The sequence below is a fragment of the Pseudocitrobacter sp. CD920760 genome (assembly GCF_057782505.1).
In genome coordinates, this window is record NZ_CM173490.1 from 3,975,261 (window position 1) to 3,999,846 (window position 24,586).

General features: G+C 52.8%; 34 protein-coding genes and 1 other annotated feature. Of the genes, 7 read left to right on the top strand and 27 right to left on the bottom strand.

The features are described 5' to 3' along the window. Positions 1-2: 2 nt before the first annotated feature. From AC1MKH_RS18595 to AC1MKH_RS18685, 19 genes are all read right to left on the bottom strand, one after another. The gene (locus tag AC1MKH_RS18595; RefSeq protein ID WP_276219191.1) at positions 3-599 is read right to left on the bottom strand and encodes a hypothetical protein; all 597 of its coding nucleotides are present in this window, start codon (positions 597-599) and stop codon (positions 3-5) included. Then, positions 592-1,776: a baseplate J/gp47 family protein gene (locus AC1MKH_RS18600; protein ID WP_276219193.1), complete on the bottom strand. Its 1,185-nt coding sequence runs from the start codon at positions 1,774-1,776 to the stop codon at positions 592-594. Before AC1MKH_RS18600 ends, AC1MKH_RS18595 begins: the two co-directional genes overlap by 8 nt. Continuing rightward, complete coding sequence (locus AC1MKH_RS18605; RefSeq protein ID WP_276219195.1) at positions 1,773-2,102, bottom strand: DUF2590 family protein; 330 nt, start codon at positions 2,100-2,102, stop codon at positions 1,773-1,775. Before AC1MKH_RS18605 ends, AC1MKH_RS18600 begins: the two co-directional genes overlap by 4 nt. Next, a complete protein-coding gene (locus AC1MKH_RS18610; protein ID WP_276219197.1) occupies positions 2,102-4,138 on the bottom strand; it encodes a phage tail tape measure protein in 2,037 nt (678 codons plus the stop codon). The genes AC1MKH_RS18605 and AC1MKH_RS18610 overlap by 1 nt, the downstream gene beginning before the upstream one ends. Beyond that, positions 4,135-4,239: a DUF6890 family protein gene (locus AC1MKH_RS18615; RefSeq protein ID WP_488451008.1), complete on the bottom strand. Its 105-nt coding sequence runs from the start codon at positions 4,237-4,239 to the stop codon at positions 4,135-4,137. The genes AC1MKH_RS18610 and AC1MKH_RS18615 overlap by 4 nt, the downstream gene beginning before the upstream one ends. Before the next feature lie 86 nt (positions 4,240-4,325). Then, positions 4,326-4,583, bottom strand: coding sequence for a putative phage tail assembly chaperone (locus AC1MKH_RS18620; RefSeq protein WP_202560984.1), 258 nt, complete (start codon positions 4,581-4,583; stop codon positions 4,326-4,328). After that, positions 4,570-4,758, bottom strand: coding sequence for a hypothetical protein (locus AC1MKH_RS18625; RefSeq protein ID WP_276219199.1), 189 nt, complete (start codon positions 4,756-4,758; stop codon positions 4,570-4,572). The genes AC1MKH_RS18620 and AC1MKH_RS18625 overlap by 14 nt, the downstream gene beginning before the upstream one ends. Further along, entirely contained in the window at positions 4,730-5,062 is a 333-nt protein-coding gene (locus AC1MKH_RS18630; RefSeq protein ID WP_276219201.1) for a hypothetical protein, read from the bottom strand. The genes AC1MKH_RS18625 and AC1MKH_RS18630 overlap by 29 nt, the downstream gene beginning before the upstream one ends. Next, entirely contained in the window at positions 5,062-5,403 is a 342-nt protein-coding gene (locus tag AC1MKH_RS18635) for a M15 family metallopeptidase (RefSeq protein WP_276219203.1), read from the bottom strand. The genes AC1MKH_RS18630 and AC1MKH_RS18635 overlap by 1 nt, the downstream gene beginning before the upstream one ends. Next, positions 5,400-5,696: a phage holin family protein gene (locus AC1MKH_RS18640; protein ID WP_086626643.1), complete on the bottom strand. Its 297-nt coding sequence runs from the start codon at positions 5,694-5,696 to the stop codon at positions 5,400-5,402. Before AC1MKH_RS18640 ends, AC1MKH_RS18635 begins: the two co-directional genes overlap by 4 nt. 9 nt (positions 5,697-5,705) lie before the next feature. Continuing rightward, complete coding sequence (locus AC1MKH_RS18645; protein WP_148244191.1) at positions 5,706-6,161, bottom strand: phage protein; 456 nt, start codon at positions 6,159-6,161, stop codon at positions 5,706-5,708. Then, positions 6,158-7,285, bottom strand: a complete 1,128-nt coding sequence (locus AC1MKH_RS18650) for a DUF2586 domain-containing protein (protein ID WP_276219206.1) — start codon at positions 7,283-7,285, stop codon at positions 6,158-6,160. The genes AC1MKH_RS18645 and AC1MKH_RS18650 overlap by 4 nt, the downstream gene beginning before the upstream one ends. Beyond that, complete coding sequence (locus AC1MKH_RS18655) at positions 7,282-7,986, bottom strand: hypothetical protein (protein ID WP_276219208.1); 705 nt, start codon at positions 7,984-7,986, stop codon at positions 7,282-7,284. Before AC1MKH_RS18655 ends, AC1MKH_RS18650 begins: the two co-directional genes overlap by 4 nt. Then, positions 7,983-8,465, bottom strand: coding sequence for a phage tail protein (locus tag AC1MKH_RS18660; RefSeq protein ID WP_222200847.1), 483 nt, complete (start codon positions 8,463-8,465; stop codon positions 7,983-7,985). The genes AC1MKH_RS18655 and AC1MKH_RS18660 overlap by 4 nt, the downstream gene beginning before the upstream one ends. Next, positions 8,462-8,914 carry a head completion/stabilization protein gene (locus AC1MKH_RS18665; RefSeq protein WP_276219210.1) on the bottom strand — a complete coding sequence of 151 codons (453 nt, stop codon included), beginning with the start codon at positions 8,912-8,914 and terminating at the stop codon, positions 8,462-8,464. Before AC1MKH_RS18665 ends, AC1MKH_RS18660 begins: the two co-directional genes overlap by 4 nt. Positions 8,915-9,007: 93 nt before the next feature. After that, positions 9,008-9,199, bottom strand: coding sequence for a hypothetical protein (locus AC1MKH_RS18670; protein WP_276219212.1), 192 nt, complete (start codon positions 9,197-9,199; stop codon positions 9,008-9,010). A gap of 1 nt (position 9,200) precedes the next feature. Further along, positions 9,201-9,914 carry a phage terminase small subunit gene (gene gpM / locus AC1MKH_RS18675; protein WP_276219213.1) on the bottom strand — a complete coding sequence of 238 codons (714 nt, stop codon included), beginning with the start codon at positions 9,912-9,914 and terminating at the stop codon, positions 9,201-9,203. A 10-nt stretch (positions 9,915-9,924) separates the two neighbouring features. Then, on the bottom strand, positions 9,925-10,953 hold the full coding sequence (locus AC1MKH_RS18680) for a phage major capsid protein, P2 family (protein ID WP_276219215.1): 1,029 nt from the start codon (positions 10,951-10,953) through the stop codon (positions 9,925-9,927). 34 nt (positions 10,954-10,987) lie between these two features. Then, complete coding sequence (locus tag AC1MKH_RS18685) at positions 10,988-11,824, bottom strand: GPO family capsid scaffolding protein (protein ID WP_240828239.1); 837 nt, start codon at positions 11,822-11,824, stop codon at positions 10,988-10,990. 186 nt (positions 11,825-12,010) lie between these two features. Here AC1MKH_RS18685 and AC1MKH_RS18690 point away from each other — a divergent pair, with 186 nt between their 5' ends. From AC1MKH_RS18690 to AC1MKH_RS18700, 3 genes are read left to right on the top strand one after another with little or no spacing between them, the layout of a single operon-like run. Beyond that, a complete protein-coding gene (locus tag AC1MKH_RS18690; RefSeq protein WP_276219218.1) occupies positions 12,011-13,795 on the top strand; it encodes a terminase large subunit domain-containing protein in 1,785 nt (594 codons plus the stop codon). Next, the gene (locus tag AC1MKH_RS18695; protein WP_276219219.1) at positions 13,792-14,811 is read left to right on the top strand and encodes a phage portal protein; all 1,020 of its coding nucleotides are present in this window, start codon (positions 13,792-13,794) and stop codon (positions 14,809-14,811) included. The genes AC1MKH_RS18690 and AC1MKH_RS18695 overlap by 4 nt, the downstream gene beginning before the upstream one ends. Positions 14,812-14,864: 53 nt before the next feature. Further along, entirely contained in the window at positions 14,865-15,134 is a 270-nt protein-coding gene (locus AC1MKH_RS18700) for an Ogr/Delta-like zinc finger protein (protein WP_192575748.1), read from the top strand. Between the two features lie 27 nt (positions 15,135-15,161). On the opposite strand, the gene AC1MKH_RS18705 is transcribed toward AC1MKH_RS18700, so the two are convergent. Genes AC1MKH_RS18705 through AC1MKH_RS18730 form a run of 6 tightly spaced genes read right to left on the bottom strand, consistent with a single transcriptional unit; the run spans position 15,162 to position 19,523 of the window. Further along, positions 15,162-15,332, bottom strand: coding sequence for a hypothetical protein (locus AC1MKH_RS18705; RefSeq protein ID WP_276219221.1), 171 nt, complete (start codon positions 15,330-15,332; stop codon positions 15,162-15,164). A 1-nt stretch (position 15,333) separates the two neighbouring features. Beyond that, a complete protein-coding gene (locus AC1MKH_RS18710; RefSeq protein ID WP_327621983.1) occupies positions 15,334-17,991 on the bottom strand; it encodes a toprim domain-containing protein in 2,658 nt (885 codons plus the stop codon). Positions 17,992-18,030: 39 nt separating this feature from the next. Further along, positions 18,031-18,249: a ParE family toxin-like protein gene (locus AC1MKH_RS18715; protein WP_442961944.1), complete on the bottom strand. Its 219-nt coding sequence runs from the start codon at positions 18,247-18,249 to the stop codon at positions 18,031-18,033. Positions 18,250-18,251: 2 nt separating this feature from the next. Continuing rightward, positions 18,252-18,821: a 3'-5' exonuclease gene (locus AC1MKH_RS18720; RefSeq protein WP_327621984.1), complete on the bottom strand. Its 570-nt coding sequence runs from the start codon at positions 18,819-18,821 to the stop codon at positions 18,252-18,254. Between the two features lie 9 nt (positions 18,822-18,830). Further along, positions 18,831-19,166 carry a hypothetical protein gene (locus AC1MKH_RS18725; protein WP_327621985.1) on the bottom strand — a complete coding sequence of 112 codons (336 nt, stop codon included), beginning with the start codon at positions 19,164-19,166 and terminating at the stop codon, positions 18,831-18,833. A 30-nt stretch (positions 19,167-19,196) separates the two neighbouring features. Then, positions 19,197-19,523: a Cox family DNA-binding protein gene (locus AC1MKH_RS18730; protein ID WP_327621986.1), complete on the bottom strand. Its 327-nt coding sequence runs from the start codon at positions 19,521-19,523 to the stop codon at positions 19,197-19,199. Between the two features lie 95 nt (positions 19,524-19,618). Here AC1MKH_RS18730 and AC1MKH_RS18735 point away from each other — a divergent pair, with 95 nt between their 5' ends. From AC1MKH_RS18735 to pheA, 4 genes are all read left to right on the top strand, one after another. Further along, positions 19,619-19,921 (top strand): helix-turn-helix transcriptional regulator, encoded by a 303-nt coding sequence (locus AC1MKH_RS18735; protein WP_327621987.1) that lies wholly within the window; start codon positions 19,619-19,621, stop codon positions 19,919-19,921. Positions 19,922-20,020: 99 nt separating this feature from the next. Continuing rightward, a complete protein-coding gene (locus tag AC1MKH_RS18740; protein WP_327621988.1) occupies positions 20,021-21,013 on the top strand; it encodes a phage integrase in 993 nt (330 codons plus the stop codon). A 168-nt stretch (positions 21,014-21,181) separates the two neighbouring features. Beyond that, positions 21,182-21,307: a sequence feature (Phe leader region), on the top strand. After that, positions 21,183-21,230 carry a pheA operon leader peptide PheL gene (pheL, locus tag AC1MKH_RS18745; RefSeq protein WP_199538682.1) on the top strand — a complete coding sequence of 16 codons (48 nt, stop codon included), beginning with the start codon at positions 21,183-21,185 and terminating at the stop codon, positions 21,228-21,230. (Overlaps the previous feature by 48 nt.) Before the next feature lie 31 nt (positions 21,308-21,338). Then, positions 21,339-22,499 (top strand): bifunctional chorismate mutase/prephenate dehydratase, encoded by a 1,161-nt coding sequence (gene pheA, locus AC1MKH_RS18750; RefSeq protein WP_015963369.1) that lies wholly within the window; start codon positions 21,339-21,341, stop codon positions 22,497-22,499. On the opposite strand, the gene AC1MKH_RS18755 is transcribed toward pheA, so the two are convergent. Together AC1MKH_RS18755 and tyrA are read right to left on the bottom strand one after the other, a co-directional pair. Next, positions 22,496-23,368 carry an SMP-30/gluconolactonase/LRE family protein gene (locus AC1MKH_RS18755; RefSeq protein ID WP_276223337.1) on the bottom strand — a complete coding sequence of 291 codons (873 nt, stop codon included), beginning with the start codon at positions 23,366-23,368 and terminating at the stop codon, positions 22,496-22,498. The two genes, pheA and AC1MKH_RS18755, sit on opposite strands and share 4 nt — an antisense overlap. A gap of 89 nt (positions 23,369-23,457) precedes the next feature. Beyond that, positions 23,458-24,579 carry a bifunctional chorismate mutase/prephenate dehydrogenase gene (tyrA, locus tag AC1MKH_RS18760; protein ID WP_231826476.1) on the bottom strand — a complete coding sequence of 374 codons (1,122 nt, stop codon included), beginning with the start codon at positions 24,577-24,579 and terminating at the stop codon, positions 23,458-23,460. Between the last annotated feature and the right edge of the window lie 7 nt (positions 24,580-24,586).

Consider the following 24,586-nt stretch of genomic DNA (forward strand, 5'->3'; position numbering starts at 1 on the left):
AACTACTCTCCCTGTAAGCTCGCGCTGAATGTCGCGCTGCTGGTTTCCGTGCCGGCAATCTTCGCCGGATAAACCACATATTCGCCCTGATCCCATCCTGCACGGATGGATAAATTTTCAGAGGTGATAACCTCAAACTGATAGCGCCGGCATGTGCGGCCATACTGCCGGATAATCTGGATCATCAGTTCAGTGTTATCCGATATCTGACTGTCGGTGACTCGAACCAGTATCACATCCCAGTCAATACCCGGCTGGCGCTCCATCAGTTCAACATACCCAATCCCCAGCCGGTCAAAGATATTGATAAACCCCTCAACGGAACCGGCATCTGCCGCATTCACAAAGGCGAAAGCAACGCGCCGGCGAAACAGCGTCAGCGGTTCGCCGTTAAAGCGGCTGATATCCCTGTCCCATGCGATAAGACCCAGTATCGTTTCGTTGCAGGTCAGCGGGTCAAACTGACGCAGCGGCCACGTAATCCAGCTGTAAACGTCCGCCCAGAATTTTTGCGCCACTTTGAGAAGCTTTTGTGGCTCGCCTTTATCCATCCAGGACGGCAGCACCATGCTGGCCAGTTTATTCAGAAAATCATTCATCTTTCAGTTCCACCGTCAGCGCGTTAAGTCGCGGCACGCTGAGTTCACTGGTGATATCTTTGAGTGAAAATTCCAGCGAATCCGTGTCCGGGAAAGTCTTATGGATCTCCCGCCCCAGCTGTGAAAAGGAAAAACGCGAGTATGGCCACGTCTTCTTCACGTCATAGTCCGTATTTTCACGAAAAGCGCAGCGGATAAGGTTTTCAACCCCCGCTTTCAGGCTGTCACGCTGATCCTGTTCCAGGTTACTCAGATTTTTGACCCAGACCGTCACAATCAGATCGTGACGGGTTTCTGGCATGGCAAAACACTGCATATCATCGCCGTGGCCATGATGCCCCTGCGTGTTGATATAGTCGTTTACGGCATCAATAAACGGGTCAGAAGTAACACCGCTGTCCAGCAGAAGATACGCGTTCGCGGTACCCGGCCCGCGCGGCGCGTCATGCTCAAAGAAAATCCTGTCAATGCTCAGACTGGCCACACCGGCAATCATCGAACGATAAACCGCGTCGGTATGATAATTTCCCACCAGGTTGAACTGATTGCGGCAGCGTTCGCGCAGTTCGTCGTCGCTCTCCTCGTCAGCGCCTGGCACCGTCAGCCAGTTTTCTTCACTGGCCACATGGCTGATACCGTCCACCGCCACCGGCAGAATACGGTAGTATCCCGGCGCAAGGTTGTACGCCCCGCCCGTTCCCGTCGCTTTTACTGCCAGCAAAGCGCTGGCGGTACCGGATGGGAGCGTTACATCCGCAACGGTGGATAAGGCATAGACTTTTCCGTTGATACGCTCCGTCTGAACTACCGTGCCGGTTTTCACCGTCACCGCCTGCTTAACGTCTTCTTTGAAGAAGCGGATCACACCCTCGGCTGCGCTGGCTGGCTTCGGCGTAACGTTTACCGCCCATGCCAGCAGGCGCAACATCTGACCAGTGGCCGTGGCCACAAACATACCGGGCAGCACCACCGCTACCAGCGCATCTTTCAGCCACATCACCGGCGCGGTCACAATCGCCGTAATCAGCCGCCAGAATGGCGACATGCGGGACGTATTGGTAATCATCCCTTCATCGGCCACAACGGTGTTAAAACGGGTGCGCACCTCATCTTCCGTGGTCGGCATCCCGCTGGTTTTTACCACTTCTTCAAAATCGACCTGCGGCTTTTCCGTCATAGATTCACCTGATAAGTAATACTGCCAAAATCATACGTACCGGCTGTCACCCACAGGCGTCTGGTGCTTTCCTCGCTGATTTCCACCGTACCCGGCACAATGCGATCGTCACTTTCAACAAGCAGCTCCAGCTGAGTAAAAATATCTGCGCGTAAGGTCGGGCTACGTTCGGCAATTAACTGCGTGGCCAGCCCGCTTTCGATAATTGAATGCACAACATCCTGCCCGATACTTTTTCGGTTATTGCACAATTCAGGCTCGCTACCTGTATTAAGCACAAAATTACGCCCCTCAATAAGCAGGTCGATATAAAGCACATCACTCATTAATTTAGCTCCTGCCATTCCATTAGCTGAGCAGGTGAAAGTGCTTCTTTGGTATGGAAATGCACTTCACCAATCTTTTTGCTGTTGTCCGTTACAGATTTTGAATTTTTGCTGATAGTGCTACTGATACCGCCCCGGTCAACATCTTTTAATTGCCCCCCGGTTGAAAGGGTATTTGTTGTCAATAATTGTTGAGTATTACCTGCGTAATTGTTCTGCATCACTGGCGGAATAACTTCGGCCGCAGTTTTATTGTTTCCGGGAGTCACGACAGGTGATAGCTCAATATCCACGCCGGGGATTTTATTGAGCTTCCCGACAATCCAGTTCCAGGACTTCAGGAACCCGCCTTTTATGGTCTGCCAGATGTTATCAAACATCGTCACAATACCGCTGGCCATACCGCTTAACGCCTTTGACGGAGAAAAACCGGTAAGCAGCGCGATGAAGCTGTTCCAGCCGGCGACAATCGAATCCCAGGCTGAACCGAACACACCCGCCAGCCACTTCACAACCTCCGCAGCAGCCTTAAAGGCGGAGCTGTCCATAACGGCGGCTTTAATGGCGTCCCAGTGCTTAACCAACAGATAGCAGCCCACGACCAGCGCCGCAATGGCCGCTATGACCAGCAGCACCGGCCAGCTCATCAGGTTGATACTGATACCAGCCAGCATCGCGGCCATACGCACCGCCAGCAACACGCCACGCAGAGTCTTCAGCACAATGTTCCAGGCCAGAACGGCTTTCTGTGCCAGCCAGATAACAAGGGTGTATGACTTCACGACAGCGACCAGCAAGCGCCATACGCCGGTCAGCCCCATAATGATGAATTTAGAGACCCCCATCACGATATTGGCGCTTGCGCCCACGGCAGCAAAGCCCAGCAATGCCAGCGTGGCATACCCGATAACGCGCGCGATATTGGGAAACATCTGCATCCAGCGGGCAAAGGTCTGCCCCATGTCGGCCAGCCGGTTCAGCACCGGATACAGTACGGGGATCAACGTCAGACCAATCACCGTCTGAATGGCTTTCAGGATTTGCACAAAGCGATCCCACGGCTTCACCATTTTCGCCGCCATTTCCTGCGTGCGCTTCAGTCCGTCAGCACCGCCCAGCTCGGTGATATTGCGTTGCAGTAAGGCAACATTGCCATACAGTTGCTTGACCACCGCCGAACTGTCACCAAAGGCGGCATCCAACTCCGCCTGCGCTTTCAGGTTGCCATCCAGGCTTTTACCGTACTTGTTCTGAAGCTTCGTCAGCATGTCCGGCATGGACAGCATTTTGCCGTTCACGTCGGTAAACGAAAGTCCAAGCTTTTTAGCGCCATCAATCGCACCGGTCATAAAGCCTTCGTAGGCGCTGCTGGCCTCCGTTCCCAGCGTACGCTGAAGCTGCCCCAGTACCGCCAGCTGTTCATCCATCCCGACGCCGTAGTTCGTCCCGACGCCTCGCGCACCTTCCATCAGGTCTTTGATGGTTCCCATCTCGGTACCGAAGGTTTTGCGCATGTACACCATCTTGCCCGCCAGTTGTTCGGCAAACGGGACTTTCCCCAGCCTTGCCACTTCAGCGGAAAAGTTGCCGAACATCTGCCCCATAAATTCCGTGGTTTCGGCAGCGGTGGATTTCATGGCAAACGCCAGCGTATTGGCGACTTTCGTCACCTTTGGCAGCTCGGTATTGCTCAGGCCGGCAATAGAGGCGTTAATGTCTTCCGTAGACTTCACGAACTCCACAGCACTGGCACCGTAGGTCATGCTGAAGCGCAGCGCATCGCGCTGCACGGTCTTCAGTGAGGTATCATCAATCCCTTTCGCGGCGGCATCGTTCAGCGCGTCATACATCTCAATTGCCGGCGACAATGCCCCCTGAATGGCCTGAGCAACGCCCCACATGGCCAGAGAGCCGGCACCAATCTGCTTAAAGGCATTCTTTGATTTTTCAGCAAAGCCGGACACGCTGCCCTGCGCCTGTTTTAACGGGCGGGTCAGTTTATCAATCAGGCTTAATGTAAAATCTAATTGTTTCATTCCGTGCCTTTAAATGCCGTGCTAATTCCGTTAGCCACCGCAACGCGCATATATTCCCAGTGACGATTATCCAGCCAGATAGCAGCGGAAATATCATCCACGGTATCTTCCCCGTGAGGGAGATAATAACGACGCAATATCAGATATTGTTCGAGTCCATTCTCTTCAATAGCCTGGACTCGTCGGGTTAGTTTTTTACTTCAATTTCCAGTTCTGGCGCATAGAGTTCGTTAACCTTACCCGCGAGCTGAAGCGCAGCGCCCGGACGTTTCAAAATATCGGCCAGTGCTTCTTTGCTTTCTGTCGCCACAATACGCGTCAGATAATTGTGCGCCGGCACGACCTTATTATCCATCGCCATTTCATTAATGAACTTGTTATAAGCCGTCTGATTAGGCTCAAAGGTAATATCCTGACCACAAACAGTAAGATTAATCTTTTCCATGAATAACGCTCTCTCTTAAATTAATTTCATCAACAAGCTGGTTATGCCGTGCGGCACACTGGCCATACAGTTCAGGGTAAATTGTTAAAATTTCCGCCGCGTCTTTACCCTGAGTACCTTTCAGGCGCGGCAACTGCGTGACGCATTTAGTCAGCAGATTTTCCTGATAACGCACGTTCGGTGCCGGCTGCGGCCTCGTTGTACATGCGGACAAAATCATCAGACATGCACACGCTGGTAAACACCGGCTTAACCACTTCGGTACGAATTTCACGCGGTTGCGCCTCCCTTATTGCCTCCAGCTTTTCTTCGAGCCGGCGACCGGACGAGCTGGAAATATCTGCCAGCTCTTTACCCGTGGCGGCGACGGTATTCCGGATGGTCAGGTCAATGCTATCCCGCTGCCATCCTGCCACTGTCCAGCCACAGGCGAACGCCAGCGCTGCCAGCAGCACAATTCCGACCACCGTCCTGTCCATCAACGAACCCCGTTATGTTCCAGGCTGAAGTGATTGCCGTCCGGACGGGTTTTAAAGCGACCGCCCCACGAACCGCCAAGCGTCTCCCAGTACTCGCCCAGCGGCAGATATGCCGCGCTGTTGGTCTGATACTGGCCGTTAATGAACAGATTGAAGTCCACGGCCAGACGCTGGGTATGCAGGCTGTTGGTGATACCGCTGCCTTTTTTCGCATTCAGCGCGGCCTGCTCCGGCGTGCGGTACGCTTCACCGAACGTCAGACGGTAGCCGTGTTCTTCCGCCCACTGAATAAGATTTGCCACCATCACGGTGAAAAGCTGCTGTTTTTCGCTCAGAGTCATTTCCCTGCCCCTTTATTCAGAAAACCGCCGATCCCTTTTTTACGCAGCCAGGCCTCCACACCGTTAAGACCCAGAATCCCCAGCCCCGAACCAATGCCGACCAGCGCCAGCGGATGAATGTCCGGTACCACATACAGCGCCACGCCGGCCAGCAGTGAAAGCGCACTGCCGACAATCAGACGACCGGCCAGTAAACGAACGGTAATCGGCTCACCGCTGTTCAGCATCTTTCCCAGCGCAATCAGCGCCCCCATGATGGCCAGTGCAATAAATCCCTTTTCGTACTCCTGCATCCCTGCCTCTTATCCAATCAGGTTTTCTGTGGCTTCCGCTTCCAGATACGGAATACCGTCAATGTTGATAAATTTAGGGCTGGTCACGAGAAACTTAATTTTTCGCGTGGACAGCGCCCCGCCTTTGGGATCGAGATCCAGAAGATTGTTCAGCAGCAGCTTGCAGCCGAACGCCTCAACTTTGGTTTCTTCGTTGCCGGCTTTGGCATAGAAGAGAAAATCCAGCTCAGGAATGCCGCGCCATGACCCGGCAGATTGTGCGCGGGCTTTGATGGAGGCCAGCGCCTTAGTAGCCAGTTCCAGCTCACCCTCGGCGGACACATCACCATCCACCCAGCCATCCGGCACGCCGCGCGTCTGCGCTGCGGCGGTGTTGTCGGTGATATCGAGCGAAATTTTCTCCGCATGTACCAACTCGCCATCCATATAGAAGTCGAAGGACATGCCCGAAATACGTCTGGTCATGAGTTTGTCTCCAGGCTGGCATCCAGCAACAGGCTGATCGTGATTTGCAGCGGCACTTCATACGTACGCACCACCATGTAAATATCCACCGCCTTTTTGGTCTTCCAGACGATCGTGATATCGCCGTCCTGCGGCGGCTTCACTTCACCGGGGAAGGACACGCCGTTAATGTTCGCCGCTGTGGACATTTCACGCAGCGGACGCGCAAACAGCGTCTGGTGTGCGGCAATGCTGCCCGGTGTACTGTTAAGCGAACGGTCGGCAATTTTGCCGATTGCCAGCAAACGCACACGACGCGCGGCTTTATCCACAATACGCAGCGTTTCAATGGACTGATAATCGCCACCCTCAACATCAAGCGTACGGCCGTCAGACCAGTAGTAACCGTCATAGTCCGGGTACCACATCGGCACGCTGTAGCGCTGTGCTTCCAGCGCCTGAAGTGTTGCCAGTTCCAGCACCGCACCGGTACCATCCTTCGGCAGCTCATCGCTACCCATGCTCAGCAGCGCCCCGGTCTTCACCCGCGCGGGACTGTCGGCAATAGTGACAGCACGGTTACACAGACGGCCGGCAAGAACGCCCGGTTCGTTACCCCAGAGACGGGGAACAAGCTGTACAGATTTCTCGGCAATACCTTCCTGAAGCGTGGACAGGCGGGTCAGATAGTCGGCCTGCGCCTCCTCATCCTGCATCCCCTGTACTGCCAGAATGAACCAGACCCAGCGGCCATATTTCGCCGTCAGTTCCGATCGCAGCGTTACCGCCTGGTTAATGGTTGCTTTAGCGGAAACATCATCCGACAGCACCACCCCTTCCACCGAACAGGACACCTGCGCAGCGTTAACTGCCGCCACCCAGGCGTCCGGCTCACTGTCTGCGGCCAGCACATGGACAAATCCCCACCAGTTCTGGCCGGCGTTTGCCAGCGCGGCCAGTACATCGTTCTTTAACGGGCTGTCATCTTCACCCAGGAGCGTGTCAAAATCGCTCTGCGCGTTGACGGCCAGCGTCTTCCCTACATTCTTTGTTCCGGTACCGATAAACAGCAGCGTGCGCTCCACCTCATTGGTTTCGCCAAGCAACTGGTTTACCTGGTTAACGGTTACAATTGGCCAGGTCATGTTCTCCCCCTGATATCCTGCGCGTTAACATCCAGACCGAACCCGACAGCCTGAAGCTGTCGTGCCAGCGCTTTGTTAAAATCATCCTGACCAATACCCAAAAAAGCCCTGGCAGGTAAATCAATCTGCCAGGAGGTTTTGACCGGCTTATCCTCCAGTATCCGGATAAGCAGACCAGCCTGACGGGCGGTCATTTTTTCCTGTATTTCCTTATAGCCGGGCTTGCGCCAGCGCTTACCGCGCCTGACTTTGTACCCGGCTTTGCGCAGGCGCTTCGCCTGTCGCAGTGAGGCAGGTTTATCCCCCTGCTCACGGCCTGCCACCTGCTTACGGTTGACGGTGACGCTCATCCCGTTTTGCTGGACATATCCCACGACGCCGGCAGAGAGTTTCCCCTTTGCGTTGCGGTAATGACCTCCGGCAAGGTAAAGCCTGACCGACTCGGTCTCCGGCATCTCCCGGATGCGGATAAGTTTTGGCATGTTGCGCAGCATCTTGCCCTTACGCCGCGTCTGCCTTGCCGGCCACTTATCCCCTTCCGGGGACTGCTGATTACGCACATTGCGCTTAGACGCAGCCTCTACGCCATATTTGGCCATGCGCCATAACAGGCGGCGGCGCTTCGGTGGCGGTAGCTCCAGGCTGGCCAGCGCGGCCTGAAGCTGCCGGAACTGCTCCTGATTCAGTTCTCCCTGAATCATTGCTGCCCCTCAGTAAGCGGGATAATGGTCACTTCCTCCGCCGTCCAGATATCCGGCTCAGCCAGTCGCCAGCGCTCGCCATCAAAAGGGATTTCACCTTTGGGATCGGGGATCATATTCAGTTCTTCCGCCATCGGGAGCGTCACCACCATGATGGCCGTCTCCTGGTCGATGGTTTCGATATCGAACTCCGGCAGCTCGCTGTCAATGCCGGTTTCCTCCAGCAGCCCCCGCTCATCCTCCGTCAGCCATGACATAAACAGCGCCATCAGGATTTTGGGATCGTACTCGCGATAGGGGTATCGCTCCCACGTCAGGACGGCGTTATAGCGGATAATGGCAAGGCGATACTGCCCCAGCCCGTTATCCCGCTGCGCCGGAATAAACGTGATTTCGTCCATCTGGCTGTCAAAACCCTGCATGGCACGCTTCGGCATGTTTGCAATGAGAAAATCGGTCAGTTGCTTCAGCTGGCTCATATCATGGCCACCGTAATACGTTTCAGCCCCTTGATACGCCGTACCGTCAGTGTGGATTCGGCAATCAGGCTGGAGCGGGTTTCGTCGCTCTCCTGCCCCGGATGGCTCTCACGCCGCCCAATGGACGCAAACTCCCCCATCAGGTCAGCTTTGGCGCGGGCATACACCGCCTTGCGGTAGCGGGCGCACAGCAGATTTTCGCCGTCGATTTCCACTCCCGGCACGGTCTCCGCGCTGGTGTGGCCATCGCCCTGATATTTCGCGGCAACCTTAACGAGATCGTCATTGATTTCGCCGGCTGCGGTCAGCAGCGCCTGGCGGATGGTGGCCGCGTCGATATCGGCCGGAATGGTGCGCTGGGACTGAAAATCCTTCACGCTCAGGTCTGGCCAGAAGCCATCATTCGTCAGAATGGCATCATCAAAATCAATAGAGGTTCCGCTGAACATCCTGTTTCTCCGGAAAAAAGCGGGCTGGCCGGTTTCCACGGGCGATACGCTTATGCGATCCCCTCCACCGCGCCCGCTTTCGGGTCGGTAGTCTTACTCGCTGCGTTTTGCTGCCTGAATCTCACCTTCTTCAAACCACGCATCAGATGCGCGGCCATCAGCAGTCTGGTAGTGGATCAGATACTGATTGCAGCTGTTGGTATATTCCGCGCGGGCTTTGATATGCCCCTCTTCACCGCTAATGGAAACTTCAACAACCTGGCCTAACTCATGCTTAAACGACATATCAAACTCCCTTGGTCTCTTTCTCCAGCGCCCGCAGACGCGCAGCGATACGCTGCAACATCGTGCCGACACCACATTTAGGGTCGAATCCCTTCGCATGCTCCAGCAGTTCCTTAGCCCGGAGCAATACTTCCCTGTCTTCCGTTGCCGCTGCGCGTGGCTCTCCGTTTTCATCGCGTAGCAGGTGCAGACCGGCAAACTTCAGGTATTTAGCCTTGATGACCTCATACACATTCCAGTGCTGCATCACGTTTTCCAGCGTGCGGCTGAAATACGGCTCTACATCATGTCCCTCAACGGCTTCCGCTTCCGCCCAGGACAACACCGTATCCGCCACAAAAACCGGGAACGTACTGCCGAACGCGGCCGGGGTTTCCTGCCCCCGTTGGATGGCCACATCCGCCCAGTCCAGCGCCTGGTCAAACTGGCCTGTATCAAACAGCCAGACAACACACCAGGCAAAAACAGGATTCTGCTGCACACTGTCACCCTCCAGCCAGGATTGCGCGGTAGGCATCCAGCGCGGTAGCAGCACATCACGCTTAAACTCCATGCGCTCAGCACGGCTTTCAATCGCTGCGGCCGCGGCAACATCTTTCTCCAGCGCGACAATCTGAATGTGCAGGCTGGTTTCCGTGTCCAGAGACTGCTGCTGTCGCAGTAACCGCTCCGCTTCAATTCGTGCGCTGTGGCGCTGTGCCGGTGACAGTTGCATCAATTTCCCCTTACTCGCCTGCCGGAGGCGTGACAGGTGCACCGATAGTTACCGCGCTTTCATCAAATGCGGCGTACAGTTCCGGATACTCAACCGCATAACCTTCGTTACGCAGGTATTTGTTTTCGTACTGTTTACGGTCTTCCACAAACTCCGCCTTACGCTGGCGCGTGCCGCGCTGGGTGTAGATGTGCAGGTTCGGCAAAGTGGTGACGATCATACGTTTGCCCGGCATAAACGGCGGAACGTAAGCCGTGCGGCCGGCGATACTGTCAGACAGCAGCTGTGCGGCAATCTTCTCGGTCGGCTTATCCGCTTTCTGGTACAGGCGGAAAGATTCAGCCGCCACAAGGTCAGCACCAACCAGCACCACCAGACGCGGGTCATTGCGGAACTGTGCAGGGATTTTGGCGTTGATAAGGTCGGAGGCCATCGCATCGAGTGACACATAATCGCCTTTACCGTCGCCATCGAGCACAACCGCATCAGTGATGATCTGCTGGCCCTCCTTCCAGTCTTTGACGATTTGGTGCCAGCCCTTGTTCACATCTTCGCCGTTCGGGTTCTTCTCGGCGTCAGTGGTTTCCGCAACATACTTACCGTTAAAGCCGATACGCAGCATATCCAGCGCAAAAGACTGGTTGGTAAACTCCTGCACGCGCTGGAAGAACTCATTTTCATCGCCGGCATTCGCCCAGACAGAAAGCAGTTGCCAGGTCAGTGCAGCACAGGAATCGGTTTCGACCAGCTTGTAGTCATTGCCGCTCACGCCCACTTTCTTACGGAAGCGGCCATCCAGCACGCGGCCGGTATACAGTCCAGAACTGCCGACCGGCACCACCTGCCCCTGTAACTGGTCAACATCAGCAACGGTGATCAGATTCAGGAAATCAGACTGCTCCATCAACGCATTGCGCAACTGGGTTTCTTTCGGGTCGCTCAACGCAAACCAGCGGTCTTCTTCACTGGCATCGTAGGATTCACGCAGCCCGGTGTGGTACTGACGCAGAAACTGACGGGCTTTTGCATTCAATTGCATATTTATTTTCCTTAAAGAAAATCAGCATCATTCCTTACAGGAAGTTGAAGCCTTTTTTGCCCTTGCTGAACTGCTTATTCGGCAGCTTAGTAACTTTGGCATCCAGCTTACTGAAGCCCTTCACCAGCTCCGGCAGGTTGCCAACCAGACGCGCAAAATCTTCGGTATCCACCACATCTTTCACGGTTTCCACATCGTCCTGCACATCGGATACGGCTTCTTCAGCAGTATCAAGACGCGTTTCAATCGCCGTCACACGGTCTTCCAGTGCGGCCAGCGCATCAGCCAGCGCCTGCATGGCATCAGATGGCACCGGATCCGGTTCAGTAGTTTGTTCCGGTTCTTCGATACTGAAAAAATGACGCCAGCCTTTTTTCGCTTTAGACATTCCCTTTTCCCTTTTAAATTCCCTTACTTCGTCAAACGCCAGCGGCTTATATGGGCCGATGCGCTTTCCCTTTGTGCGGCTGAAACGTAGCCGTGTGGTGCTTACCCCGGCCGGACTGTCAGTAATGGCCAGACCCTCAAGATAGGTTTTCCCGGTGTTTCTGAAATTCCCGTCCGGTGTAAACTCCGGTGATAAAAATAAAAGCTGCCCTTTCGCATTCGCCTGAAGCAATGCAATAGCCGGACAGAGTCGGGCATATAAACGAAGAATACCTTCATCATCCCGCTCTGCTTTTACTTCCAGCACTTCCCCCATATTCCCGAAATTGCGGGTATGTTCCGGCCATAACAGCGCGGTATATAAGTTGGGGTCATATAATTCAGCGGCATCAAGTAACCATTGTTCTTCAATGGTTCTTTTATCGACCGTTTCACCCGCAGTGGCGATACAAATCCAGTTTGTTGCCAGTTGTGAACCTGACATATTGCCTCCGTTCATTCTGCGAGACTCAGTATCACCAATAAAAGACACCCACGCATTCCAATTATTTCGTATGAATTCGGTTATAAGCACATTACCGAACTAATAAGATTTTAAATTCAAAAATCACGCCTGATTTGCTGAATAATTCGCTTATTAATAAACATATAAATTCTGGCAAGGAAGCCAATGGCAAAATACAGTGAAGAACTAAAAGGAGTGGCAAGGGCGCTATACCTGAAGCGCTATACACCGCAGGAAATTGCCAGCGAACTTAACTTACCCAACCGGCGAATTGTTTATTACTGGGCGGAGAAATATTGCTGGGCGGAACTGCTCAGTCATGAATCGACGGAAGACGCGCTGAATCGCCGCGTGCAGTCGCTGACGCTGCGTGAGGGCAAGTCAGAGCTGGAGCTGCGCGAGCTGGACAGCCTCGTAGCCCATCTGGTTAAACTCCGTGCGCAGCATAATAAGCATCAGGAAAAGCTGGCAGAGATTAAATACAGCGATGGTGATGCAGCTGCACCGCGACAGTCTGGCAACGGTGATAAATCGCGTAAACGTGGAAAATACAAAAAGAATGATATCAGCAAGCTCACCCAGGAGGACTTTGACCGGTTCGCGCTGGAGCATCTTTTTGGATACCAGAAGCATCTGCGAGCCAATCTTCACCAACAGATAAGGAATATCCTCAAGAGCCGTCAGATTGGCGCGACCTGGTATTTTTCGATAGAAGCCTTTGAAAATGCGGTGATGACGGGCGATCCGCAAATCTTCCTTTCGGCATCCAAAGCCCAGGCGGAAGTCTTCCGCAGCTACATCGTGAACATCGCAGAGCAGTATTTCGGCGTGGAACTCACAGGCAACCCCATCCGCCTGTCCAACGGCGCGGAGCTGCGCTTCCTGTCCACCAACAAGAATACCGCCCAGTCCTATAGCGGCCATCTGTACTGCGATGAATATTTCTGGGTACCGAACTTCGCAAAACTGAATGAAGTGGCCAGTGCGATGGCCACGCACGACAAATGGCGCACCACCTACTTTTCCACACCCAGCAGCAAGACCCATCAGGCATATCCATTTTGGACGGGGGAAGAGTGGAAGCGTGGAGACAAGAAACGCGCACGCGTTGAGTTTCCAACAGAGAAGGAGCTACGCAACGGCGGGAGACTCTGCCCTGACGGTCAATGGCGCTACATCATCACACTGGAAGATGCGATCGTAGGCGGCTTTAATCTGGCCAGCATCGAGAAGCTACGCAACCGCTACAACCGCGACACGTTCAACATGCTTTACATGTGCGTGTTTGTTGACAGTAAAGACAGCGTATTTTCGTTCTCCCGTGTCGAAAAATGCTGTGTCGATCCGGATACGTGGGAAGACCATGACGAAGACCTGCCCCGCCCGTTCGGCAACCGTGAGGTATGGGCGGGCTATGACCCCGCCCGCAGCGGCGATACGTCCACCTTTGTGATTATCGCGCCGCCAATAATGGCCGTCGAAAAGTTTCGTGTACTGCGCGTTTTTCACTGGCAGGGGATGAACTGGAAATGGCAGGCGGCACAGATTAAGAAGCTGTTTGGCCAGTACAACATGACCTACATCGGTATTGATATCACCGGGCTGGGAAGCGGTGTCTTTGAAGACGTTCAGCACTTTGCCATGCGTCAGGCAGTGGCGATCCGCTACGGCGTCGAGACCAAAAATCGTCTGGTGATGAAGATGATCGACGTTATCGAAGACGGCCGCGTGGAATGGGATAAGGAGAAGACCGAAATCGCCGCCAGCTTTATGACCATCCGCCGCACGTCCACGGCCAGCGGCAACGCGATGACGTTCGTCGCAGATCGCACAGCAGAAACAGGACACGCAGACAGTTTCTGGGCTATCGCCCACGCTATCGACAATGAACCACTCAATTACGGAAACCAGCGCAAATCTCGCTGGGGAAACTTAGGGAAAGCAGCATGAAGAAACGCAAATTCAGGGAACGCCGCAGCGCCCCAAAACCGCGCCATATGAGCCTTATCAGCCTGGGTAAACCTGAACCAATTCTGACCACTGGTACCAACTATACCGATGTGTGGTACGACAACGAGGCGGAGCACTGGACGCTGCCGATTGACCGATTGGCACTGGCGCAACTGGTTAACCTCAATGCACAGCATGGCGGTGTACTGTATGCCCGCCGCAATATGGTGACGGCCAACTACGAAAATGGCGGGCTGACGCATGAACAGCTGGGTGCAGCAGTATTCGACTGGCTGACGTTCGGAGATGTGGCCATTCTGAAAGTGCGTAACGGATGGGGGGATGTGGTGGCGCTGTACCCGCTGCCGGCGTTGTATACCCGCCAGCGCAAAACGGGGGAATTCGTCGTGCTGCAACAGGCTGAACCGATGATTTACCCGCCTGAAGATATCATCTTCCTGAAGCAGTACGACCCACAGCAGGCCGTCTATGGCCTGCCGGACTATATCAGCGGTATTCACTCCGCACTGTTGAACGGTGAGGCGACAATCTTCCGCCGTCGCTACTACCACAACGGCGCACATACCGGGGGCATTATCTATTCTAATGACCCAAATATGACCGACGAAGTGGAAGAAGAAATTATCAGCAAGCTGGAACAGTCTAAGGGGATCGGGAACTTCAGCACCATGTTCGTGAACATTCCCAAAGGCGATCCGGATGGCATCAAATTTATCCCGATTGGCGATATCAGCGCCAAAGATGAGTTTCAGAACATCAAGAGCATCAGCGCCCAGGACGTTCTGACCGCACATCGCTTCCCGGCCGGGCTGGCGGGGATTATCCCGACGAACGGCGCAGTAATGGGAGATATTGAGAAAGCGGCTAAAACCTACCGTAAGGCTGAAATTTTACCCGTTCAGCGTATGTTTGCGGCGGCGATTGCTGGCCAGAGCGATATTCCACAGCATTTGTACCTGAATTTCCTGAAAGACAGCGAGCTGGAAGGTGATTAATGCCACTAAAAAGGCTAAAATATAGGCGTTTTCAGGGTCATGGAGCGCGGAATATGCGGGTACTAAAAGTAAAATGTCCGGAGTGCGGGGCAAAGGCGATCATCAAAAAGACGAATCCCAAGCACCCGCATATTTCAGATATCTATTGCGCCTGTTCAGACGTGGAGTGTGGCCATACCTTCGTACTTAACCTGACGTTCTCCCATACGTTAAGCCCCAGTGCCAAGACCGGGGACTTGATGGTGCAGACGATCCTCAATTCCTTCTCGCCAGAGCAGAAGCAAATGACGCTGGATTTGCTCAAGGCTGGCCTTGCTGCATAACCTTTGGTGTGGGGGCATTCCCCGCACTCACCCGCCCCTAAGCATATTTAAAAATGACCACGTAGCAAAAAAATAACCTGTAGCACAGGCCGCCAGAACACAAGCCATAGCAACAAGAGAATGACTTGTATTTCTCGCAGCCAAGGAAAGTAAAGCCAAAACCAGCGAGACACCCCATAACAACAATTCATGAATCATGCTATTTCTCCCTACGAAATATCCAGCAGCGGAAGGTATCTGGCATACGTTGCATTTCACCTTTGCCACGGTTATGGCGTTCACTCACTGCACTGCGCGTGGTTTTTGTGTCAATAAAACGGCGCTCATTGCCGTTTTTAAGTAGCTTCTTAATCTCGGTTAGCGTAAACGGAATACGCTGCCGGTGGGCGGCGGCGACTTCCTCCAGATGGTTAAAGTTGACCGCAATTTCCCCTTCATCCGATGAATGGTTAATGCCGTGCGGTGCCAGCTCATCAAGGTAATCAAACAGCTCCCAGAACTCCTGTACAAGAGGGTGATCCTTTTTAAGTGCCTGGCAACGTTCCACAGCCAGCGCGGTGATGGCCTCGCGGGTCTTCTCAATACGTTCCACCGGTACCGGCACAACCAGCGCCAGCGCTTCCAGCAAACCAACCAGCTGCGCGTGATTTTTGGCGATACGAATATGCCGAATGTTGGTATTGGACTCCAGCTCACTACGGGCGCGTTCGTAGCCCTGGCCAAACACCTTCATAACTTCTTTTTCGCGCATGGTGGCCAGCAGTGTGAAGCCGGATACCTGACTGACGGGTATCTGCTCAAGGCGTTCAGCGGCGTAGCGGGTCTGAATGGACTGGCCGCGCTTGTCGGTATAGATGTGGATGATACGCTCCAGAAACGCCTTGCTACCGTCTGTGTCGGCATTCTGCGCTATCACTATGCTGCCCCTGAATGGCGGCTCGTAGGTCTCGTTATTGTTTGATTTAATACCCACGGCACGGGAAGCACGACCGTTATACAGTGATTTGAGTTCGTCCCAGTCGAAAGCACGTTGTTTAGCGTTATCTGTGGTGCGGTCGCCCTCAATCAGCACAACCGGCAGATTGCCGACCTGCGCAAAGTTACGTCCGCGCGCGGCAGCAGTGGATTTAGAGGGATCGAACCCTTCATACTCTTCACGGCCGGCAAGTTTCCACAGGAATTCAATCAGCGTGGATTTACCTGTGCCGGGTTCACCCACGATTTCAAGGAACGGGAAAGACTTGTCACGCTCGCGGATTTGTTCAGCGAACAGCGACCCCAGCCAGAACGCCAGCGCCACATACCCTTTTTCACCAAACGCCGTCCAGATATCGTCAACCCAGCCCGTGGTGAATTCGTTCAGCTTCGGATTCAGATCCAGCGCCGGCGTGAGGCTCAGGCTCTTAACGCTGGCGCTGTTGATTTCGAAATAATCCTCGTCATTCATCTCATACAGCCGGCCATCACACACGGCCACACGGTTAAACAGCCAGGCGGCATAATCTTTGTTGTAACCAATGAAATTCTGCGTCTTAACTTCTTTGATTTCAGGCAGACGCATCTGGATGAACTTATCCAGCTGTTTGGTACTGCCGGTGTATACCGCCCCTTTGGCGATGTGCAGCAGACGCTTTTTGAACTCGGCGGAGCTGGTGAGTTGATTGGCCGTGAAAGTATCTTTCACGGCTGGCCGGTTCGGCATATTGACCTTAACGTAATACCAGGACTCGTCCGTAGGTTCAGACCGCTGAAAGTAAAGTGGTGTCAGCCAGCAGTTGGCTATTTCGGTCACACCGCCTGACTCTTTAACCGCCCGTTCTTTGGCCTCCCACTCCATCACCACTTCGGTACCGGTATTGGTGATGCGCTCATAGGCTCGCATGTACCTGTCCAGATCCAGTTCAAACCAGTACATGCGGGAGTTATGCTCAAAGTAGAACGAATGCCATTCGTTATGCTGATGCATGAGCAGCGCTTTTTCAGTCGGGCTTTTCGCCAGCAGGATATCGCCATAGTAGCGATAATTTTTGATGTCCGATTTGCTGAACCGACCACGTAAAAGCAGGTCATTCCAGTCCAGACTGGAGGATGATTTCACCGGCTGCGCCGCGCGAACCTTCCAGCCGGTTTCCTCGCTACGGGCAGCAAAGGCCAGCGTGTGCTTAGTGCCGGCTTTGTCGCCATCAAACGCCCATATCAGACGTGGGCGGGGTTTCTCGCCCAGCTCTTTAGCGAGCGTATCCAGCGCCGCGAGTGGGTAATTGTTGCTACTCAGTGTGGCCACAGCAGGTAGACCCGCCTGGCACAAACTCAGCGCGTTAAATATGCCCTCGGTGATCCAGATTTCATTCACTTCCAGCAGGTTTACAGACGGCGGAACCCACCAGTGGCCAACATAGCTACCTCTGATGTTCGCTTTCTGCTTACCGAAGCGCTGCGGCTGGTCGATGATGCGCTCCCATGTCGCACCACAGGCCAGCTTAAATCTGACGGTTGCCGACCCCATCCCCTCTTTAGCAAATGCGCCCTGAGTAAAGCAACCTTTCAGCGGTTCAGTATCCAGCCCCCGAGCCTCGCGCAGATACGCCTCAGCAGCGGCGTGCGGGGTTTCGGGGGTATCCTGGTACCGCTTAGACCAGTCCTCAAAGATTTCAGGGTACTGCTCTTTGACAACAACCTGATGGCCGCAGTTGTTTTCGCGGCCACACTTCAGGATCCAGGGCTTATCTATGCTGGTGAACAGTTCGCGTTTATGGCATTTAGGGCAAACACCCTGCTGCAAATATTTATCCCGTTCCTTAAATTCAAAATCCTGAACGAGCCGGCGCACAACGTCCTGCTGTATTGTGGCATTCATAATTAATCCAGATGTAGAAAGGTGTGAAAGGCAAAAAAACTATATTCGGTATTGTTTGTTATATCGCTCATGCGTCATTAATTCCCAATGCCTACCCTTATCTTTACTCAGTAACCGCCAGCGATAAGAGACATGCACAGACAAATAATGATGTGGTTTTATAACCTGATATACTTTTTTGCCGCTGTAATATTCCGTCAGCACAGAAAATGCCTTTGCAATGACACTTTCACTTGCATGAGAGGTCACTGTAATCATCGTTATTTCACACTGGCTATTTTTACGAGGTACATCCAGACGTAAGAGACAATCTTCACCTGATGAATGGCATCATCCAGTGCATGGTGAGGAATACCTTCAAATCTGATAACTTTATTGATATTCAGACCCAAGTCTTTTGCCAATTGTTCAACCGTTCTAACATCACGGTCATTCCAGAAATTCCAGAATGGAAATTTATAACCACATTTCTCGATTGCATGCCGAAGAATGACATTATCAAAACTTGGTCCCTTACCCCACACCTGTAGAGTATGCATATCACAATTATTATTGATAAATGCAAGAAAATCCTCAATTACATCACGCAAATCCTGGCATCCTCCATAAAGCCATGCACGACTCGCCTCCGGTTCTTGCCGCATCCACCAAAGAACGGTCTCAGCACCTACAGTACAGCCATGAGCAACACTGCTCTCCAGCATAATATTACGATAAAATGTTGCGCCCATTTCACCAGTTTCAGGGTTAAAAAATACAGCACCGATAGAAGTAATCGCCGCAGTTGGTTTGTTATCCATAGTTTCAAGGTCAATCATTAAATGTTTCATATCGTTTCCTTAACGTTGGGAAGCTGCAACAGATTTAAGATGCGAGTTATTACTTTTTAACGCTGTGGTAGCCAGCGACATAAGACCGGAAATGTTATTTTCAGTTGGTATATTTCCACCAAATACCATCAATGTGATTTTGTGCAACTCTTCAAAATCATCACTATCATTATTAAAACGAGCAGTAGAGGTTATTCCCTCAAGGCATTTCGCCAGCTGGATATTTAATTCCATTAACTGCAAGCCATCGCTATGGACAGAGAATGTTTCTTTATCAATAGCTTTTGCCTGTGCATGATAATTTTGCAGCAGACTGCGTATGAGAGTGGCGTATTTGGTTTTCATAGTTATCCTCAAAATTAAGTGAATGATTCTTTAGTGCAAATCTTGTTCGCCACTTCTTTGGAATACCTTTTCTAATTTCTTGGATTTTTTCAGCCACTTAATTTTCCAATCGTAGCGCTCAGGTGGTAAATCTCTTGTCGCCTCATACACCATTTCGCACCACTCGTTCCACAGGATAAGGAAACGTCGGGAACTCCCCGATTCACCCAAAACCTCGCGTTCAGTTACAAGTGGTAACTGACGGCGGTCTATCATACGGCGCACGGCGATTTCAGTCTTACCTGTACGCCTTGCAAACTCCTCAGAATTGATGGGGTCTGGAATTTTCCAGAGCATTTTCAACTGCGCGTTCGTCATGTGATATTCTCCTTCATTGGTGTGTGTTAACAACCAAACACACCACAAACACAACCAATGAATGAAGATTACTTCACATGTAGGAGAATTGCAACATGAGTATGAACATTGCGGAGAAACTAAAGATTATGCGAGAAAGTGAGCGTATTACGAGCCTTCCTGAAGCAGCAAAGATGCTTGGCTTGAATAGGGATGCGCTTTGGAGGTACGAGACTGGCAAGACCATTCCTAACGCTGAAGTGGTGATGAATATTCTAAAGCACCCAAAATTTGAAAAGTACACCCTCTGGTTTATGGCAGATAAAATCGCCCCTGAATCCGGCCAAATAGCGCCGGCGCTCGCACACTATGGGCAAGAAGAAACAAACTCACAGCAATCAGACCAAAAGATTGGTTAATCATTCACCTGGCATATTTACAGGCACATACATGCTATTCATTCGTTAGCAATTTAAATTCAATCTTTACAATATGTAACCACACCGGAGGGCTTCGCCATGGCGATTAAAAAGCTTGATGGTGGTCGTTATGAAGTGGATATCAGACCGCGCGGAGTTTCAGGACGGAGAGTCCGGCGAAAATTTGACAAGAAGGCGGATGCATTAGCCTTTGAACGATATGTTCTTGCTAATTGCCACAATAAAGAGTGGCAGGATAAACCTACAGACCAAAGGCTGCTTTCTACCATGATCGCATTATGGTGGAGTTATCACGGAAAAAATCATAACTATGGCGATTCGTACCGTAAACGTCTGGAGAAAATTGACCGGGAGCTGGACAGCCCAAGAGTGCATATGCTGACACGCAACCGCCTGATGAGGTACCGGGCAGACAGACTGCAAAGCGGGGCATCTGCTGGAACCGTCAACCGTGATTTCTGCGCTATGTCGAGCATGTTTACTCTGTTGGCAGAGGTCGACGAGTTTCACACCGATAACCCCTTCCAAAGCGTGCGCAAACTGAAGCTTGAAAATACAGAGATGTCATTCCTATCTTCGGATGAGGTCACGGCATTACTGAATGCACTCAGCGGGGATGACAGGCGTATTGTTGTACTCTGCCTGAACACCGGTGCCCGCTGGGGTGAAGCCAGGAACCTGAAAGCAGAACATGTGATCAGCAACAAAGTGACATTTGTTAAAACGAAAACAGGGCCAGCGCGAACAGTTCCAATTTCCGAGGAAGTGGCCAGCTACATACTGACCTGCCAATCTGGTCGATTATTCGAGACGAACTATACACGCGTGCGCGACATCCTGCGTAGGGTCAAACCCGACCTGCCAAAAGGACAGGCACTGCATGTACTGCGCCATACGTTCGCCACGCATTTCATGATTAACGGCGGAAATATCATCACCCTCCAGCGAATACTTGGACATACTACCATCGAACAAACAATGACGTATGCCCATTTCGCACCGGATTATCTTACCGATGCTATCCGCTTTAATCCGATGAAAGGGAGTGTCCATATAATGTCCACCAAATAAGGTTTTTTTGGGGTGTTTTTTAGCATTCAAAACACCATAACAAACTGAAATATATACACTTTACACACCAAAGATATATATAAAAATGCGCCTTCGGGCGCGTTTTTTATTGACAGAAGGAAAACGGAGCAGGTACTGTTACCTGACTCACTGTAAGGAATCATCATTCGTGAAATCTGTTCTGTTTTTCTTCGCATTCTTTTTTACCTTCCCCTGAACGGGAGGCGTTTCGTCGTAAGATAAAGAATGCGAAGACGAACAATAAGGCCTCCCACTCCGGGGGGCCTTTTTTATTGGCAAGATTGATAACAATAAAGGCACAACTATGACAGCGGAAAACCCGTTACTGGCTCTGCGCGATAAAATAAGCGCGCTGGATGAAAAATTACTGACGTTGCTGGCCGAGCGTCGTGGTCTGGCGGTGGAAGTGGGCAAAGCGAAGCTGGCCTCCCATCGCCCGGTTCGCGATATTGACCGCGAGCGTGACCTGCTGGAACGTCTGATTGCGCTGGGTAAAACGCATCACCTTGACGCCCACTACATCACCCGCCTGTTCCAGCTCATCATCGAAGATTCCGTTCTCACGCAGCAGGCGTTACTTCAGCAGCATCTTAATAAAATTAATCCACACTCTGCGCGTATCGCCTTCCTGGGGCCAAAAGGCTCTTATTCACACCTTGCGGCGCGCCAGTATGCCGCACGCCACTTCGAGCAGTTTATCGAGAGCGGCTGTGCGAAATTCGCCGATATCTTTAATCATGTGGAAACAGGCCAGGCTGACTACGCCGTTGTGCCAATTGAAAACACCAGCTCTGGCGCCATTAACGACGTCTACGATCTGCTGCAGCACACCAGCCTCTCGATCGTCGGCGAAATGACGATCGTTATCGATCACTGCGTACTGGTATCCGGGTCAACGGATCTCGATACTATCGACACGGTTTACAGCCATCCGCAGCCGTTCCAGCAGTGCAGCAAATTCCTTGCTCGCTACCCGCACTGGAAAATTGAGTACACCGAAAGCACTTCGGCGGCGATGGAGAAAGTCGCGCAGGCCAACTCACCGCGCGTTGCGGCGCTGGGTAGCGAAGCCGGCGGCGCGCTGCACGGTTTGCAGGTTCTGGAACGAATTGAAGCCAATCAGACGCAAAACATTACCCGCTTCATCGTGCTGGCGCGTAAGGCGATTGATGTCTCAGACCAGGTTCCGGCGAAAACCACATTGCTGATGGCGACCGGGCAACAGGCGGGCGCGCTGGTAGAAGCGTTGCTGGTGCTGCGCAACCATCACCTGATCATGACCAAACTGGAATCCCGCCCGATTCACGGCAACCCGTGGGAAGAGATGTTTTATCTCGATATTCAGGCCAACCTGGAATCGGAATCAATGCAAAAAGCGCTCAAGGAGCTGGGCAAAATTACCCGCTCCATGAAAGTGCTGGGCTGTTATCCGAGCGAGAACGTCGTTCCGGTTGATCCGGCTTAACGCTCGATAAACGGTAACTTCTTCATTCCTGCCACACTCACTGGCAGGGTGAAGATGGCACCGGAAAGGGGATACTGCGCCACTTCTGCCGCCGACATGTTTTCCCGCGTGGTGGTAATAAAGAGCGTGCGCATATCTGCCCCGCCAAAACAGACCATTGTCGGGCAACGTACCGGCATCCGGTACTCTTCCAGCTGTTCACCCTGCGGGGAAAAACGCGCAATACGCCAGCCATCAAACAGCGCACTCCAGTAACAGCCTTCTTCATCGACCGCCGCGCCGTCCGGAATCCCCTCCCCGGCCGCAAACTGATGAAAGATTTCACGGCTGCCCGGTTCGCCCTCGTCATCAAGCGGCGTTCGATAAATCACACCGTTCGGCGTATCCGATGTGTACATCCAGCGTTTATCCTCGCTGAACGCCAGACCATTGGCACCATGGATATCGCACTGCACCACCTTCGGCTGCAAATCATTATCAATTCGTACCAGCAACGCGCCGTTGTAATCGCCCGGCCCCCAGAAGCTCCCTGCGTAGAAACGGCCGTCCCGGTCCGTACCACCGTCATTGAAGCGGGCCAGCGCTGGGTTGCTGGGGTTATCGCAGATTTTTCGCACCAGCAGGCCATGTTTATCCGCCAGCCAAATGGCGCTACGTAGCGCCACAATAAACCCACCCTTTTCGCGCAATGCAAAACAGCCGACCTCTTCAGGAAACTGCAAAACCTGATGCTCGCCGCTTTGCGGATGATAGCGATGGATTTCGTATTCCAGGATATCGGCCCAGTACAGCGCCTGCTCCGACTCACTCCAGGTGGGGCATTCCGGCAGATGTCCGGCGTAATCAAACAGCGGTTGTGGCTCAGTCATGCGTCTCATCCCTATAAAAAAAGCCAGCGGGCTACCCACTGGCTTTTAAGTATATACAGAATTTGTTAACGCTATGTGTGACCGTGCTCTTAGGCGCGACTGTCGTTGGCCTGGCGCAGCAAGGTGCGACTTTCACTCTGGAAGCGCTGTGCGTAATCGCCAAACCAGTGCTCCACTTTACGGAAGCTGTCGATAAACGCCTGCTTATCGCCCTGCTCCAGCAGGCTGATGGCTTCACCAAAACGCTGGTAGTAACGCTTAATCAGCGCCAGATTATTGCCGGAAGACATAATAATGTCGGCGTAAAGCTGCGGATCCTGGGCAAACAGTCGGCCAACCATCGCCAGTTCCAGGCGATAGATAGGCGAAGAGAGGGCCAGCAACTGTTCCAGTTGCACATTCTCTTCCGCCAGATGCAGGCCGTAAGCAAAGGTCGCGAAGTGGCGTAGCGCCTGAATAAAGGCCATGTTCTGATCATGCTCGACAGCGCTGATGCGATGCAGACGCGCCCCCCAAACCTGAATCTGTTCAAGGAACCACTGGTACGCTTCCGGCTGACGCCCGTCACAGTACACCACCACCTGTTTTGCCAGGCTACCGCTGTCCGGCCCGAACATCGGGTGCAAGCCAACAACCGGGCCCGGATGCGCTTCCAGCATCGCCTGTAACGGCCCGGCCTTCACCGATGCCAGATCAACCAGAATGCAGTCGGCAGGCAACGGCGGCAGCTTCGCGATGATCTGCTCGGTGACGTGAATCGGCACGCTGACAATCACCATGCCCGCATCGGCAACAATCTCCTGCGCACGCGACCAGTCGTCACGTTCGAGAATGCGTACCTGGTAGCCGGATAGATTCAGCATTTTTTCAAACAGCCGCCCCATCTGCCCACCACCGCCGACGATAACGACAGGACGCAGCCCAGGATGCAGGGTTTTGAAGCCTTTATCATTTTCGCTGGAGTACGACTCACGCATCACGCGACGCAGGACATCTTCAATCAAATCGGGCGGAACGCCAATCGACGCGGCCTCTTCCCGGCGCGAGGCAAGCATCGTCGCTTCACGCTCAGGAACATAAATCGGCAGGCCATATTTGCTTTTGACCTCGCCAACTTCAGCCACCAGTTCAAGGCGACGTGCCAGTAAACCCAGCAACGCCTTATCCACTTCATCAATTTGATCGCGCAGCGCGGTCAGTTCAGCAACCATACAATCC

Excerpts from the sequence above, each read along its gene's own strand:
- AC1MKH_RS18595 (WP_276219191.1), bottom strand. The coding sequence starts at position 599 with ATGAATGATTTTCTGAATAAACTGGCCAGCATGGTGCTGCCGTCCTGG.
- AC1MKH_RS18600 (WP_276219193.1), bottom strand. The coding sequence starts at position 1,776 with ATGACGGAAAAGCCGCAGGTCGATTTTGAAGAAGTGGTAAAAACCAGC.
- AC1MKH_RS18605 (WP_276219195.1), bottom strand. The coding sequence starts at position 2,102 with ATGAGTGATGTGCTTTATATCGACCTGCTTATTGAGGGGCGTAATTTT.
- AC1MKH_RS18610 (WP_276219197.1), bottom strand. The coding sequence starts at position 4,138 with ATGAAACAATTAGATTTTACATTAAGCCTGATTGATAAACTGACCCGC.
- AC1MKH_RS18620 (WP_202560984.1), bottom strand. The coding sequence starts at position 4,583 with ATGGAAAAGATTAATCTTACTGTTTGTGGTCAGGATATTACCTTTGAG.
- AC1MKH_RS18630 (WP_276219201.1), bottom strand. The coding sequence starts at position 5,062 with ATGGACAGGACGGTGGTCGGAATTGTGCTGCTGGCAGCGCTGGCGTTC.
- AC1MKH_RS18635 (WP_276219203.1), bottom strand. The coding sequence starts at position 5,403 with ATGACTCTGAGCGAAAAACAGCAGCTTTTCACCGTGATGGTGGCAAAT.
- AC1MKH_RS18640 (WP_086626643.1), bottom strand. The coding sequence starts at position 5,696 with ATGCAGGAGTACGAAAAGGGATTTATTGCACTGGCCATCATGGGGGCG.
- AC1MKH_RS18645 (WP_148244191.1), bottom strand. The coding sequence starts at position 6,161 with ATGACCAGACGTATTTCGGGCATGTCCTTCGACTTCTATATGGATGGC.
- AC1MKH_RS18650 (WP_276219206.1), bottom strand. The coding sequence starts at position 7,285 with ATGACCTGGCCAATTGTAACCGTTAACCAGGTAAACCAGTTGCTTGGC.
- AC1MKH_RS18655 (WP_276219208.1), bottom strand. The coding sequence starts at position 7,986 with ATGATTCAGGGAGAACTGAATCAGGAGCAGTTCCGGCAGCTTCAGGCC.
- AC1MKH_RS18660 (WP_222200847.1), bottom strand. The coding sequence starts at position 8,465 with ATGAGCCAGCTGAAGCAACTGACCGATTTTCTCATTGCAAACATGCCG.
- AC1MKH_RS18665 (WP_276219210.1), bottom strand. The coding sequence starts at position 8,914 with ATGTTCAGCGGAACCTCTATTGATTTTGATGATGCCATTCTGACGAAT.
- AC1MKH_RS18670 (WP_276219212.1), bottom strand. The coding sequence starts at position 9,199 with ATGTCGTTTAAGCATGAGTTAGGCCAGGTTGTTGAAGTTTCCATTAGC.
- gpM (WP_276219213.1), bottom strand. The coding sequence starts at position 9,914 with ATGCAACTGTCACCGGCACAGCGCCACAGCGCACGAATTGAAGCGGAG.
- AC1MKH_RS18680 (WP_276219215.1), bottom strand. The coding sequence starts at position 10,953 with ATGCAATTGAATGCAAAAGCCCGTCAGTTTCTGCGTCAGTACCACACC.
- AC1MKH_RS18685 (WP_240828239.1), bottom strand. The coding sequence starts at position 11,824 with ATGTCAGGTTCACAACTGGCAACAAACTGGATTTGTATCGCCACTGCG.
- AC1MKH_RS18690 (WP_276219218.1), top strand. The coding sequence starts at position 12,011 with ATGGCAAAATACAGTGAAGAACTAAAAGGAGTGGCAAGGGCGCTATAC.
- AC1MKH_RS18695 (WP_276219219.1), top strand. The coding sequence starts at position 13,792 with ATGAAGAAACGCAAATTCAGGGAACGCCGCAGCGCCCCAAAACCGCGC.
- AC1MKH_RS18700 (WP_192575748.1), top strand. The coding sequence starts at position 14,865 with ATGCGGGTACTAAAAGTAAAATGTCCGGAGTGCGGGGCAAAGGCGATC.
- AC1MKH_RS18705 (WP_276219221.1), bottom strand. The coding sequence starts at position 15,332 with ATGATTCATGAATTGTTGTTATGGGGTGTCTCGCTGGTTTTGGCTTTA.
- AC1MKH_RS18710 (WP_327621983.1), bottom strand. The coding sequence starts at position 17,991 with ATGAATGCCACAATACAGCAGGACGTTGTGCGCCGGCTCGTTCAGGAT.
- AC1MKH_RS18715 (WP_442961944.1), bottom strand. The coding sequence starts at position 18,249 with ATGATTACAGTGACCTCTCATGCAAGTGAAAGTGTCATTGCAAAGGCA.
- AC1MKH_RS18720 (WP_327621984.1), bottom strand. The coding sequence starts at position 18,821 with ATGAAACATTTAATGATTGACCTTGAAACTATGGATAACAAACCAACT.
- AC1MKH_RS18725 (WP_327621985.1), bottom strand. The coding sequence starts at position 19,166 with ATGAAAACCAAATACGCCACTCTCATACGCAGTCTGCTGCAAAATTAT.
- AC1MKH_RS18730 (WP_327621986.1), bottom strand. The coding sequence starts at position 19,523 with ATGACGAACGCGCAGTTGAAAATGCTCTGGAAAATTCCAGACCCCATC.
- AC1MKH_RS18735 (WP_327621987.1), top strand. The coding sequence starts at position 19,619 with ATGAGTATGAACATTGCGGAGAAACTAAAGATTATGCGAGAAAGTGAG.
- AC1MKH_RS18740 (WP_327621988.1), top strand. The coding sequence starts at position 20,021 with ATGGCGATTAAAAAGCTTGATGGTGGTCGTTATGAAGTGGATATCAGA.
- pheA (WP_015963369.1), top strand. The coding sequence starts at position 21,339 with ATGACAGCGGAAAACCCGTTACTGGCTCTGCGCGATAAAATAAGCGCG.
- AC1MKH_RS18755 (WP_276223337.1), bottom strand. The coding sequence starts at position 23,368 with ATGACTGAGCCACAACCGCTGTTTGATTACGCCGGACATCTGCCGGAA.
- tyrA (WP_231826476.1), bottom strand. The coding sequence starts at position 24,579 with ATGGTTGCTGAACTGACCGCGCTGCGCGATCAAATTGATGAAGTGGAT.